At 60.8% G+C, this 13,673-nt stretch carries 10 protein-coding genes; 7 read left to right on the top strand and 3 right to left on the bottom strand.

The features are described 5' to 3' along the window. Positions 1 to 362 precede the first annotated feature (362 nt). The 3 genes from AC1DYF_RS07205 to AC1DYF_RS07195 all read right to left on the bottom strand — a co-directional run bounded on the left by AC1DYF_RS07205 (position 363) and on the right by AC1DYF_RS07195 (position 3,464). Positions 363 to 1,019 (bottom strand): FecR family protein, encoded by a 657-nt coding sequence (locus AC1DYF_RS07205; protein WP_477876010.1) that lies wholly within the window; start codon positions 1,017 to 1,019, stop codon positions 363 to 365. 152 nt (positions 1,020 to 1,171) lie between these two features. After that, positions 1,172 to 2,206, bottom strand: a complete 1,035-nt coding sequence (locus AC1DYF_RS07200; RefSeq protein ID WP_477876009.1) for a proline racemase family protein — start codon at positions 2,204 to 2,206, stop codon at positions 1,172 to 1,174. Positions 2,207 to 2,216: 10 nt separating this feature from the next. After that, positions 2,217 to 3,464, bottom strand: a complete 1,248-nt coding sequence (locus AC1DYF_RS07195; protein WP_477876008.1) for an NAD(P)/FAD-dependent oxidoreductase — start codon at positions 3,462 to 3,464, stop codon at positions 2,217 to 2,219. 248 nt (positions 3,465 to 3,712) lie between these two features. Here AC1DYF_RS07195 and AC1DYF_RS07190 point away from each other — a divergent pair, with 248 nt between their 5' ends. The 7 genes from AC1DYF_RS07190 to AC1DYF_RS07160 all read left to right on the top strand — a co-directional run bounded on the left by AC1DYF_RS07190 (position 3,713) and on the right by AC1DYF_RS07160 (position 13,670). Further along, complete coding sequence (locus AC1DYF_RS07190) at positions 3,713 to 4,780, top strand: LacI family DNA-binding transcriptional regulator (protein ID WP_477876007.1); 1,068 nt, start codon at positions 3,713 to 3,715, stop codon at positions 4,778 to 4,780. A gap of 284 nt (positions 4,781 to 5,064) precedes the next feature. Then, complete coding sequence (locus AC1DYF_RS07185; RefSeq protein ID WP_477876006.1) at positions 5,065 to 6,333, top strand: ABC transporter substrate-binding protein; 1,269 nt, start codon at positions 5,065 to 5,067, stop codon at positions 6,331 to 6,333. A 115-nt stretch (positions 6,334 to 6,448) separates the two neighbouring features. After that, on the top strand, positions 6,449 to 7,351 hold the full coding sequence (locus AC1DYF_RS07180; protein WP_477876005.1) for a carbohydrate ABC transporter permease: 903 nt from the start codon (positions 6,449 to 6,451) through the stop codon (positions 7,349 to 7,351). Next, the gene (locus AC1DYF_RS07175) at positions 7,348 to 8,163 is read left to right on the top strand and encodes a carbohydrate ABC transporter permease (protein ID WP_477876004.1); all 816 of its coding nucleotides are present in this window, start codon (positions 7,348 to 7,350) and stop codon (positions 8,161 to 8,163) included. The genes AC1DYF_RS07180 and AC1DYF_RS07175 overlap by 4 nt, the downstream gene beginning before the upstream one ends. 9 nt (positions 8,164 to 8,172) lie before the next feature. Continuing rightward, positions 8,173 to 10,428: a glycoside hydrolase family 2 protein gene (locus AC1DYF_RS07170; protein WP_477876003.1), complete on the top strand. Its 2,256-nt coding sequence runs from the start codon at positions 8,173 to 8,175 to the stop codon at positions 10,426 to 10,428. Continuing rightward, positions 10,425 to 11,513, top strand: a complete 1,089-nt coding sequence (locus AC1DYF_RS07165) for an ABC transporter ATP-binding protein (protein WP_477876002.1) — start codon at positions 10,425 to 10,427, stop codon at positions 11,511 to 11,513. The genes AC1DYF_RS07170 and AC1DYF_RS07165 overlap by 4 nt, the downstream gene beginning before the upstream one ends. Before the next feature lie 144 nt (positions 11,514 to 11,657). Further along, positions 11,658 to 13,670, top strand: a complete 2,013-nt coding sequence (locus AC1DYF_RS07160; protein WP_477876001.1) for an aldo/keto reductase — start codon at positions 11,658 to 11,660, stop codon at positions 13,668 to 13,670. Positions 13,671 to 13,673 lie beyond the last annotated feature (3 nt).

Below are 13,673 nucleotides of genomic sequence, written 5' to 3'. Positions count from 1 at the left end.
ATGTGGTTCTGCTGCGGGCACCCGTGCTTGCATTAACATTTTTTAATGTTTAAGTCGCATTCTGCTTCATTGAAATGACATAATCGAATCGCCATCTAAATGAGTACAGACAGCCGTGCCCCTTTGGCTGTCCCCTCCGGAAAACCGGCACGTCCCCCGCCGGCCCGGACATGCGGACCGAGACGCCCCTTATTCTTTGTCCGCTTCATAAAAAGACCGTCATGGCATAGCCCTCCAGCCATGGCGGTCTTTCCTTTTTCAAAAGCATGTTTGCGAAACTGTGCAGCGTTTGACGAGGCACGCGCAAAAACAAAGATCTCCGGGAGCATCCGGAGATCTTGATTGGCTTTCAGCAAATGAGATTACATCAGGCCGACGCTCTTGTAGGCCTCTTCGATGCGGCCCTTGCCCCATCTCCTGACATCCGAGACGTCGCCGCCGAACAGCGAGCGTGTCCTGGCATCCGAGGCGATATCGACACCTTCGCCGGCGCCGACCTTGCGCACGCTGATCCCGCTCCTGACCTCGACCAGGCCATGCTCGACGAAGACGGCATAGTTGCCACGATTGCGGCCGGCGAAGAATTTCGTGCCGCGCACGCCAATCTGGCCGAATGTGGTGCGGATGGTGAGATCGATCTTCGGCTTGCCTTCCGGCCGGTCGAACACCATGTCGCCGTTGACCAGGTCCAGCGTGCCGCCCTGCTCTGCAAGGAAGCTGTCAAGCAGGACTTCCGTCTTCTCGCCCATATTGATCTTGGTGTCCGAGCCGAGCGTCAGCGAAGCGAAACTCTTGGCGCCGGTGGTGATCAGGTCGTTGTTGATCAGTGCCGTGCCAATCTTGAGCTTGGTCTCGATATCGTTCTGGCTCTTGAGAACGTCGCCCTTGGCTTCCAGCACCTGGCCGATTGCGTCGTCGGCGAAGGCGGGCAGCGCATGCGACAGCGCCAGCGCGCCGGCGAGACCAAGCGTCTCGCGTCGCGTCAGGCCTCTGTTGATGTAGAATATCTTACCGAACATGGCAGGGAGCCTCCTGAAAGCTGTCCACAAAGACTACGCCAACCGCTGCCGGTTTCCAAGCGTCAGTCGACTGTCCTTCGAATTCCACGGCATTATCGCTGGCGATGTTTCAAGACGATGTTCCCGCGGGAACAGAGCCTGAAACAATCGCTCTATCTGATCGCGCCGGCCTCCGGGCCCCAGACATCGGTAACGGCAAAGCCCTCCGCCGTCGGGTCGAATGGGTCGAGCGCCACCTGCGTCAGCCCGAACGTCCAGGCGCGGCCGGAAATGGTCGGGATGATGGCGGGGCGTCCGGCAATTTCCGTGACGTCCTTGAGGCCGACGCGGAATTCCGTGCCGATGGTGGAACGCGAGGTCAGTACGTCACCCACCTTGGCCTTGCCCCGTGCATGAAGCGTGGCGAGATTGGCGGAACTGCCGGTGCCGCAGGGCGAACGGTCGACGCGGCCGGGCCACATGGTCGTGCAGGTGCGCACCGCGCCATCCGGTTCCTCGCCGCGGAACATTACATAGGCGACGCCGGAAATTTCCGGAATTTCCGGATGCACGATCTTCATCGTCCGGTTGATGGTCTCCTTGAGCAGCATGCCAGCCTCGACCAGTTCGCGGGCATTGGCCTTGCTGATCGACGTCCCGACGGCTGAGGCATCGGCGATGGCATAGAAAATGCCGCCATAGCAGATGTCGACCTTGACCTTGCCATAGCGCTCGGTCGGCACTTCGACGTCGAGATCGAGCACGAAGGACGGCGGCATGGTGAGTTCGACGCGCTCGCAGCGGCCATCCTTGCAGGTGGCGGTCGCCTTGACCAGGCCCGAGGCGGTGTCGAGCATGACCACGGTTTCCGGTTCCTTCATTTCGACAATGCCCATTTCGAGCAGCGCCGTCGTCACGCAGATGGCGTTCGAGCCGGACATGGCATGCGCCTGGTCGGCCTGGAGGATGATGAATCCGGCATCCGCCCCTTCGCGCCGCGGCGGCAGGAGCAGATTGACCGAGCCGAGCGGGCCGGAGCGCGGCTCGAGGCAGAGGAAACGGCGAATGCTGTCATCCACCGTGTTGATATAGTTCAACTGTTCGGCGATCGAATTGCCGGGGATGTTCGGCACGCCGCCGGTCGCCAACCGGCCGATCTCGCCCTCGCAATGCACATCGACGAGCTGAATGGTCCGCTTCCAACGCATTTCTTTATCCTCAAAACCTGTCGATCCGGAACGGCCGCATGTCGACCGCCGGCGTCCTGCCCTGAACCATGTCGGCCATCAATTGTGCATTGGTCGCCGCATAGGTGACGCCGAAATGGCCGTGGCCGGTCGTATAATAAAGGCCATTCGTCTTCGCCGAGGGTGATATGACGGGGATGGTGTCCGGCATGGCGGGGCGATGGCCCATCCATTCGGTATAATTCTCAACTTTCAGGCCGGGCAGCGCGAATTTCGCATGTTCGACGAGGATGCGCGCCCGCCGCCAGTTCGGCGGCTTCTTCAGCCCCGCCATTTCCACCGACCCGCCGACCCGGACGCCGCCCGCCGTCGGCGTCACCATGAAGGCGCGTTCCGGCCAGATCAGCGAATAGGTCAGGTCGATGCCGGGCGACATGATCTGCGTGTGGTAGCCGCGCTCGGTTTCCAGCGGAAACGGCTCGTCCAGCGACGCTGCCAATGCGCCGGTCTCAGCACCCATGGCAAGGATCAGCCTGTCGGCTTCCAGGCGGCGCCCGTCGCCGAGGATCACGGCAGTGACGCCGCGATTGTCGCGTTCGACACGCGCAATATCGCCGGTGACCAGTTCGGCGCCATTCGCTTGAGCCGCCTCGACCAGGCGCTTGACCAGCAGATGAGGATCGGAAATGAACGGATTGTCCGGCAGCAGCGTCGCTTTGATGATTGCCGGATTAAGCTGCGGCTCGCGCTCGCGGATCTCGCCGCCGCTCAGCACCTCGTATGTCATGCCGTAGCGCTGCATCAGTTCGCGATTGCCGTGGTCATCCTCGAAGGCGCGTTCGCTCTCGTAGAGCGACAGGCAGGTCGCTTCGCTCAGCATGCTGCGCGCACCGATCCGGTCGAGCAGCATTTTCAGGTCGGGGAGCGAGCGGGTGGCGAGGCTGGCACCGGCATCCTCGATGGCGCGGATGCGGCTCGGTCGGCCGGCGGCGAGGAATTTCAGGAACCACGGCAGCATTTTCACTGCATAGATGGGATCGGCCGTGACCGGCGCCTGGGGATCCATCAGCCAGCCGGGAATTTTTCGCCAGGTGGACGGCCGCGAGACGGCGTCGAAGCCGTTGACGGCGATGCTTGCCATATTGCCGAAGGAGGCACCCAGGCCGGGCTCCTGCCGGTCGACGAGAATGACTTTTTCGCCGCGCGCCGCGAGCTCATGGGCGATCGTCGCGCCGATAATGCCGGCGCCTGCCACAATAACGGGATGCTTGTGTTCCATGCGAGACCTTTGCCGCCCTTACGGCGTCTTCGAGGCAATCTGATATATCAGTTCACTGGGCTTGAAAACTGGCCGGCGGAAATATTTCCGCGATGACAGGCCGCAATACAAGCCCTCGACTTAGCCGGCAAAGCGGAATAGACAGTTCGTCTTCTCGTGGCGAAAAGTCAGTAAATATTTACTCGCTCACTCTTCCAGCGACGGGAAAACTGTGAGAGTTTAACCCACAAGAAGCCGGATTGTCGGGCATGGTCACCATCAAGGAAATCGCCAAGGCTGTGGGGGTGTCGTCCACGACAGTGTCGCGCGTGCTGAATTATGATCCGGCGCTGTCGATTTCCGCCGCCAAGCGCCAGGCGATCATCGAAACTGCCGAAGCATTGAACTATGCGACGCCGCGCAACCGCAATCGCGTCAACGGCAATGTCGCCGCCTACCTGCCCGCACCGGCAACGCCGCTTTCCAGGCTTGCAATCGTGCATTTCCTCGAGCCTTACGACGAGCTTGCCGACCCCTATTATGTTGGCGTGCGCTTCGGCATCGAGAACCGCTGCCGGGCGCACGGCACGGAAATCGTCAAGATCTTTCATTCTGATACGCTGCCGGACCCGGCTCTCCTGGAAAGCGTTTCGGGCGTCATCGTCGTCGGCAAGCAGTCCGACAATGAGATCGCCTGGCTTGCCGATCACTGCCGTCACGTCGTCTTCGCCGATTTCGATCCGCAGTCGGACACGATGGATTGCGTGCATCCCGACGTCGCTTTCGCAACGCGAAAAATCCTCAATGAACTCAATGCCATGGGCTATCAGCGGATCGCCTTCATCGGCTCCTACGAACATCTCAATGGCGAAACCCAGCCCTTTGGCGAGCGGCGCTGCAAGGCCTATATCGACTGGCAGAAGGAGCGCGGCCAGTTTGATCCCGCGCTGCTGGTGCTCGGCGAAAGCTGCGATTCCGGCCAGAATCTGCGCTTGGAAACCGGCTATATGCTTGCCAAGCAAGTCCTGCAGTTGAAGCCGCTGCCGGATGTCATCGTCACCGCCAACGACAACATGGCGATCGGCACCTATCGGGCAATGGCGGAGGCGGGCCTCAGAGTTCTCGACGACATCGCGGTCGTCTCCTTCAACGACATTCCCGTCGCGCAATTCCTCACCCCGCCGCTCTCGACCATGAAGATCCATGGTGAGCATATCGGCGAGACCGCGGTCGACCTTCTGGTCGAGCGCCTGGCCGGTCGCGATTACACAAAGAACGTCACCATCGCGACCGAAATGATCTGGCGCGAGAGCAGTCGCAAACCGGTGCAAAGTTAGAACCTCCAGCAAAACCTCGTGGGTCGGCTGGCCGGCGCTTTTCGTCGCTTGCTTCGTTGCCGATCCTCGCCGATGCTTTGGCATCGACTGCGGTCGGCGCCTAGCACGCAACGAAAATCCCTCGGCCAGCCTCAACCCGAGATTTTGCCGGAGATTCCAGGCTCTTCGCACCTGCAATAAATATTTACTGAAATTTTTCTTGCCTTTTCCCTCATTTTGGAAATACYCCCCGCAAGACGGGAGAGGAACCCGTCTTCAGGCAATCCATTTCGAGGGAGGATAAGATGGAAAAGTCCCGTATTCTAAAACGCTTCGCCGCCATGGCCGTTGCAGGCGTCAGCCTGTTTGCCGCCACTGCCGCCTATGCCGGCCAGGTCACCATCTGGTGCTGGGACCCGAACTTCAACGTCGCGATCATGAAGGAAGCCGGCGCGCGCTACACCAAGGCGCATCCCGACACGACCTTCAACGTCGTCGATTTCGCCAAGGCCGACGTCGAGCAGAAGCTGCAGACGGGCCTGGCTTCGGGCACGTCGGATGCGCTTCCCGACATCGTGCTGATCGAAGACTACGGCGCGCAGAAATATCTGCAGTCCTTCCCCGGCTCCTTCGCCGAGCTGTCGGGCAAGATCGACTATACCGGCTTCGCGCCCTACAAGGTGCAGCTGATGACCGTCGACGGCAAGGTCTACGGCATGCCCTTCGACTCCGGCGTCACCGGCCTCTACTACCGCAAGGACTATCTCGCCCAGGCCGGCTACAAGCCGGAAGACATGCAGAACCTCACCTGGGACAAGTACATCGAGATCGGCAAGGCTGTCGAAGCCAAGACCGGCCACAAGATGATGGGCGTCGACCCCAACGATGCCGGCCTGATCCGCATTCTCATGCAGTCTGCCGGCGGCTGGTATTTCGACAAGGACGGCAACCTTTCGATCACCAACAATGCGGCTCTGAAGGGCGCGCTTGAGACCGAAGGCAAGATTCTCCAGGCCAATATCTACAAGCCGACGGCCGGCTGGAACAACTGGGTCGCTTCCTTCACCTCGGGCGATGTCGCTTCCGTCATCACCGGCGTCTGGATCACCGGCACGGTCAAGGCGCAGAAGGACCAGGCTGAAAAATGGGGCGTCGCACCCATTCCGGCCATGACCATCGACGGCGCCGGCCATGCCTCCAACCTCGGTGGCTCGAGCTGGTACGTGCTCTCGGCGTCCAAGGAAAAGGATACCGCGATCGACTTCCTCAATGAAGTCTATGCCAAGGACGTCGACTTCTACCAGAAGATCCTGATCGACCAGGGCGCTGTCGGCTCGCTGATGACTGCCCGCAAGGGTCCGGCCTATTCGGCGGCCGATCCGTTCTTCGGTGGCGAAAAGGTCTGGCAGAACTTCTCCGATTGGCTCGCCAAGGTTCCGCCGGTCAATTATGGCGTCTTCACCAATGAAGTCGACAACGCCGTGACCGCCAACTTGCCTTCGCTTGCCAAGGGCACGCCGGTCGACGACGTCCTGAAGGCGATCGAAGGCCAGGCCAAGGACCAGATGCAGTAAGAAACTCCCGGACGGGCCCTCGTGGCCCGTTTCCTCCCCGGGGCGTAGCGGCGAACGCCGCTCGCCTTGAGGGATTGCTGTTTCCGCCCCCCATTTTCTAAGGAGCAAGTGCACCGTGGCTGCCGCGCGATCGGGCTCAGCGAGACGCTTCTATTACGATGTCAACGGCTGGCTGTTCGTCCTGCCGGCTTTGGCCCTGATGGCGTTGTTCCTGGCCTTTCCAATCCTCGATTCGCTCAGCTGGTCGCTCTATTCGGGCAAGGGGCTGATCATCAAATTCGCCGGCTTCGGCAATATCGAGCGGCTGGCGCGCGACCCGGTCTTCCTGCACGCGCTCGGCAACACGATGACCTTTTTCGTCGTGCAGGTGCCGATCATGATCACGCTGGCGCTGATTTTCGCCAGCCTGCTCAACAATCCCAACCTGCGCTTCGTCGGCCTGTTCCGCACGGCGATCTTTCTGCCCTGCGTGTCGTCGCTGGTCGTCTATTCGGTGCTGTTCAAGAGCATGTTCTCGGTCGACGGCATCGTCAATTCGACACTGATCGCCATCGGCCTTGCGTCCGCGCCGATCCAATGGTTCACCGACGTCTTCTGGGCCAAGGTCTTGATCGTCATCGCCATCACTTGGCGCTGGACCGGCTACAATATGATCTTCTATCTGGCAGCACTGCAGAACATCGACCGCTCGGTCTACGAGGCGGCGCGCATCGATGGTGTGCCGGCCTGGGCACGCTTCGTCCACCTGACCGTACCGCTGTTGAAGCCCGTGATCCTGTTCACCACCATCACCTCGACCATCGGCACGCTGCAGCTCTTCGACGAAGTCTATAACCTGAGCGCCGAAGGCAAGGGTGGTCCCGCTGATTCGACGCTGACGCTGTCGCTCTATATCTACAACCTGACCTTCCGCTACGTGCCAAGCTACGGCTACGCGGCGACGGTTTCCTACGTGATTGTGGTCATGGTGGCGCTTCTCGCGCTCATCCAGTTCTATTTCGCGAGGGAGCGCACATGAATCTGTCCCGCCTCGCGCAGAACACGGCGCAATATGTGTTCCTCGGGCTCGCAGCCTTCCTGTCGGTGTTTCCGTTCCTGTGGATGGTGATCGGCGCCACCAACAAGTCGATCGACATCATCGACGGCAAAGTGTCGTTCGGCACGCAGTTGATGACCAATATCAGCAATTTCCTGGCCAAGGTGGACTTGCCGCTGGTGTTCTGGAACTCGGCGAAGGTGGCGATCCTGTCGACGCTTCTGACGATCATCGTCTCCTCGCTCGCCGGCTACGGCTTCGAGGTGTTCCACTCGAAATGGCGCGATCGCGTCTATTCGCTGGTGCTGCTGACGCTGTTCGTGCCGTTCGCGGCGCTGATGATCCCGCTCTTCCGGATCATGGCCAAGGCCGGTCTGATCGACACGCATATCGCCATCATGCTGCCGATGATCGCGTCGGCCTTCATCATCTTCTATTTCCGCCAGGCGACCAAGGCCTTCCCGCCGGAACTGCGCGATGCCGCCAGGGTCGATGGGCTGAAGGAATGGCAGATCTTCCTCTATATCTATGTGCCGGTGATGCGCTCGACCTATGCGGCGGCGTTCGTCATCGTCTTCATGCTCAACTGGAACAATTATCTCTGGCCGCTGATCGTGCTGCAGTCCAACGGCATGAAGACGATCACGCTCGTCGTCTCCTCGCTCGGCTCGGCCTATTATCCCGATTACGGCACAGTGATGATCGGCACCATCGTTGCTACGCTTCCCACGATCTTCGTCTTCTTCGCCATGCAGCGCCAGTTCGTCCAGGGCATGCTTGGTTCGGTGAAATAGGAATTTATCATGCGCAGATACGAGAATTTCAACGGCAACTGGATTTTCGCGGAGGGCTTTGCCGAGCATCGCGTCCATGAACTGCAGATCGGCGAAAAGGTCCGCCTGCCGCACAGCGCCGTCGAACTTCCTTACAACTACTTCGACGAAACCCGTTACCAGAAGCCGTTCACCTATCAGAAGCTGATAGCCTGGGAAGACGATTTCGAGGGCCGCGAAGTCTCGCTGGTCTTCGACGGCGCCATGGCCGATAACGTCGTCTGGCTGAACGGCGAGAAGATCATCGCCCATAAGGACGGCTATACCCCGTTCGAGGCGCGGCTGACGCCGCATCTCAGGAAGGGCGACAACATCCTGACGGTGAAGGTCGATGGTTCGGAAAACCCCGAAATCCCGCCCTTCGGCGGTCAGATCGACTATCTCTGCTATGCCGGCATCTATCGCGACGTCTGGCTAAAGGTCACGAGCCCGGTCGCGATCAAGAATGTCAAGATCGAGACGCCGGACCCACTGGCCGAGAGCAAGGCGGTAAAAGCCCGCGTCATTCTCGCCAATCCCGAACACCGCGCGCTGGCAGGCACGCTCTCCGTCACCATCACCGCTGCCGATGACCGGCACATCATCACCCAGGCTATGGAACTGGCAGGCCTCGAAACCACGATCGAGATCGACGATCTCACCGGCCTCGAACTCTGGGATATCGACAATCCGGTGCTCTACCAGCTGACGGCGACGATCGAGACTGAGGCCGGCCGGGACAGTTTTTCCAGCCGCTTCGGTTTCCGCACCGCCGAATATACGCCGGATGGTTTCCTGCTGAACGGCAAGCCGCTGAAACTTCGTGGCCTCAATCGCCATCAGGCCTGGCCATATACCGGCTATGCCATGGGCAGGCGGCCGCAGGAAAAAGACGCGGACATCATGAAATACGATCTCCGCTGCAACATCGTCCGCACCTCGCATTATCCCCAATCGGCGTGGTTCCTCGACCGCTGCGATGAGATCGGCCTGTTGGTGTTCGAAGAAATCCCCGGCTGGCAGCATATCGGTGGCGAAGCCTGGCAGCAGGAATCGATCGAGAATGTCCGCCGCATGATCGAGCGCGACTGGAACCACCCGTCGATCATCATCTGGGGCGTGCGCATCAACGAGAGCCAGGACAATCACGACTTCTATGCCGAGACCAACCGGCTGGCCCGTGAACTGGATTCGACCCGCCAGACCGGCGGCGTCCGCTTCATCACCAATTCCGAACTGCTCGAAGACGTCTACACCATGAACGACTTCATCCTCGGGCAGGAGGAAATGCCGGGCAACAATCGCGGCCGCGTCGTGCTGCGCGACCGGGTCGAGACGACGGGCATTACCCGGCCGATTCCCTATATGATCACCGAATATAACGGCCATATGTACCCGACCAAGCGCTTCGACCAAGAGCAGCGCCAGGCCGAGCACGTGACCCGCCACCTGCTGATCCTCAATGCCGTGGCCGGCGACAGCAACATTTCCGGCTCCACCGGCTGGTGCATGTTCGACTACAACACGCACAAGGATTTCGGCTCGGGCGACCGCATCTGCTATCATGGCGTCCTCGACATGTTCCGCGAGCCGAAATTCGCCGCTTACGCCTACTCTTCCCAGGGCGATCCGGCCGGCGGCGTGGTGCTGCAGCCGGTGACCTATTGGGCGCGCGGCGAGCGCAACATCGGCGGCGTGCTGCCGCTGATCATCCTCACCAACTGCGATTATATCGAGCTCAAGTTCGGTGAATTCGAGCCCAAGCGGATCATGCCGGACCGCGAGAGCTATCCGCATCTCGCCCATCCGCCCGTGGTCGTCGACCTCCGCACCGTGACCCCGCAGGAATTCGGCACCTGGGGCCGCGTCTGGCGCGAAAGCATCATCACCGGCTATGTCAACGGCAAGCCGGTCAAGACCATGACCTTGCCCGCCGATCCCGTGCCGACCCGGCTCGAAGTCGCTGCCGACGCCACCGAGCTGCGCGCCGCCGAGAGGGACAGCGTTCGCGTCATCCTCCGGGCGCTCGACCAGGAAGGCAATCTTCTGCCCTTCTTCGAAGAGCCGGTGCAATTGGCACTCAAGGGCGACGGCCGTATCCAGGGCCCGTCCGCCGTCACCTTCAAGGGCGGCGCCACCGGCTTCTGGGTCGAAGCGGGCGAGACGGCAGGCACGTTGGAACTCAGCGTATCCTGCGCTGCCTTCGATGATCAGACCCTGATATTTACGGTCGGAGACCAGGTATGAGCGATGTAAAGCTTGCCGCCATCCGCAAGAGTTTCGGCAGCCTTGAAATCATCAAGGGCGTCGATCTCGACATAAGGTCGGGCGAATTCGTGGTTTTCGTCGGACCGTCCGGCTGCGGCAAGTCGACTTTGCTCAGAATGATTGCCGGCCTGGAGGACATCTCTTCCGGCCTGCTGTCGATCGGCGGCAAGCCGATGAACGATGTCGACCCGTCCAAGCGCGGCATCGCCATGGTCTTCCAATCCTATGCGCTCTACCCGCATATGACCGTGCGCGAGAATATGGGTTTCGCATTGCGCTTCGCCGGCATGCCGAAGGCTGAAATCGAAAAGCGAGTCATGGCCGCAGCCAAGATCCTCGAACTTGAACCTTTGCTGGAGCGCCGGCCGAAGGCGCTCTCCGGCGGCCAGCGCCAGCGCGTTGCCATCGGCCGCGCCATCGTTCGCCAGCCCGAAGTCTTCCTGTTCGACGAACCGCTTTCCAACCTCGATGCCGAACTGCGCGTCCATATGCGCGTCGAGATCGCCCGGTTGCACAAGGAACTCAAGGTGACGACCATCTATGTCACCCATGACCAGGTCGAGGCGATGACGCTGGCCGACAAGATCGTCGTGCTGCGTTCAGGGATCGTGGAACAGGTCGGCGCGCCGCTGGAACTCTATGACGACCCGGCCAACCAGTTCGTCGCGGGCTTTATCGGCTCACCGAAGATGAATTTTCTCGCCGCCGAAGTGGCGGAGACGAGCACCAGCCAGGTAACGGTCACGCTGACGAGCCAGCGGGACGTGCGGCTGACTCTGCCCGTTTCAGCAGCCGTCGGCAAAGGCGACAAGGTCACGATCGGCATCCGCCCGGAACGCTTCGTCGAGGCCGGCCAGGGTGATGCGGATCTGGCGGTCGATGTCGACGTTGCCGAACATCTCGGCAGCACCAGCTATATCTACGCCCATATCGGATCCGGCGAACGGATCATCATCGAACGCGAGGAATCGCGCTCGATATCGAGCAAGCAGGATCGGCTGACCGTCGGCATCCCGGCGAAGAACTGTTTCCTGTTCGACAGCAACGAGAAGCGCCTGCGCTAAGCAGGTTCCGGAAAAGTGTTCCACGGTTTTCCGACAAGAACCTGCGACAAAACAAGGGGCTAAGCGGATGAATCGTTGGCTTGCCAACGAAAGTCGGCTTAGTCTCCTCGCTGCTTCTCCTGTTTCATCACGAAAGGAGTTGCCATGTCCGACAACAAGAAGATTCGCTGGGGCATTATCGGCCCCGGCACCATCGCGCGCACTTTTGCGGATGGGATCGCCCATTCCGCCACCGGCGTTCTGGCGGCCATCGCCAGCCGCGATCCGAACAAGCCCGGCCTGGCAGAGGGTTTCCCCGGCGCCCACATCCTCGACGGCTATGATGCGCTGCTGAGAGACCCAGAAATCGACGCAGTCTATATTGCCACGCCGCATCCCTCGCATGCCGAATGGGCGATCAAGACGGTGCGCGCCGGCAAGCATGTCCTGGTCGAAAAGCCGATCGCGCTGTCCGCCTTCGACGCCGCTGCCATCTATCACGAAGCAAAGAAAGCCGGCGTGTTCTGCGGCGAGGCCTATATGTACCGCCTGCATCCGCAGACGGCGAAGATCGTCGAACTGGTGAAATCCGGCGCTGTGGGTGAAGTTCGCCTCATCCGGTCGAGCTTCGGCTTCAACATGGGCACGGTGAAGCCTGAACACCGCCTGTTCTCACAAGCGACGGCCGGCGGCGGCATTCTCGATGTCGGCGGCTATCCGGTGTCGATGGTGCGGCTGATCGCCGGTGCCGTCGATGGCAAGCCCTTCCTCGATCCGGTGACGGTGCATGGCATCGCTGAGCTCGGCCAGACCGGCGCCGACGAATGGGCCTCAGCCATTCTCAAATTCCCCAACGGCATCATTGCCGAAGTCTCCTGCTCGATCATGGCGCAGCAGGACAATACGCTCAGAATCATCGGCTCTGATGGCCGCATAGAGGTCAAGGATTTCTGGTTCGCTTCCGGCCATAAGGGCGGTACTGGCACGATCCGGATCATCAAGCCGGATGGCGCGGAAGAGGTGGTCGAGGTCGCCGAACCCGGCTGGCTCTATGCTTTCGAGGCCGATGCCGTTGGCCGCGCCATCGCGGCGGGACAGACCGAATTCACGTCACCTGGCACGGATCATGCCGATTCTTTGGGGACCATGCGGGTTCTCGACAAGTGGCGCGCCGATGCCGGTCTTGAATACGAGGTCGAGAAGCCGGCCACGCGCACCGTCAATATCGTCGGCGCGCCGGTTAAGCCCGGCAATGCTCTACCGCGTCGCTCCATCCCCGGCCTGGCGAAACAGGGTTCGGTCGCCGCACTCGGTTTCGAATTTTTCCCGAATTTTGTCTCCGCCTCGCTGACCATGGACGCCTTCTATGAAGCCGGCGGCAATATTTTCGACACCGCCTGGATCTATGCCAGTGGCAAGACGGAATCGATCTTCGGCGACTGGCATACGAGCCGCAAGGTGCCGCGCGAGGAGATCATCCTGATCGGCAAGGGCGTGCACTCGCCGCTCTGCTATCCCGACCGGATCGGCAAGCAGCTCAGCGAAAGCCTTGGCCGGCTGAAGACGGACTATATCGACGTCTACTTCATGCATCGCGACAATCCGGAAATCCCGGTCGGCGAATTCGTCGATGCCATGGACGCAGAGGTGAAAGCGGGCCGCATCCGCGGCATTTTCGGCGGCTCGAACTGGACGCGCGAACGCATGGGCGAGGCGATCGCCTATGCCAAAAAGAACGGCAAGACCGCTCCGGGCGCGCTCTCCAACAATTTCGCGCTGGCCGAAATGCAGGACCCGATCTGGGCCGGCTGCGTCGCCGCCTCCGACGATGCCTGGAAAGCCTGGCTGAACGAAACGCAGATCACCAACTTTGCCTGGTCGAGCCAGGGCCGCGGTTTCTTCACCGACCGCGCCGGCCGCGACAAGCATGACGATGAGGAAATCGTCCGCTGCTGGTATTCGGAAAAGAATTTCGAACGCCGCGACCGGGCGATCGAACTGGCGGCCAAGCTCGGCCGCCATCCGATCCACGTCGCGCTCGCCTATGTCCTGGCGCAGCCCTTCCCGGTGATCCCGCTGATCGGCCCGCGCAACCTGACGGAGCTCGAGGACAGTCTCTCTGCGCTGGACATCAAGCTGACCCCGGAGCAGGTACGCTGGCTCGAAAGCGGGCAATAAGAA

It is taken from the genome of Rhizobium sp. P2_G9 (genome assembly GCF_056403475.1).
The sequence above is the reverse complement of the archived record's forward strand: the minus strand, read 5'-3'. Positions and strand labels throughout refer to the sequence as shown.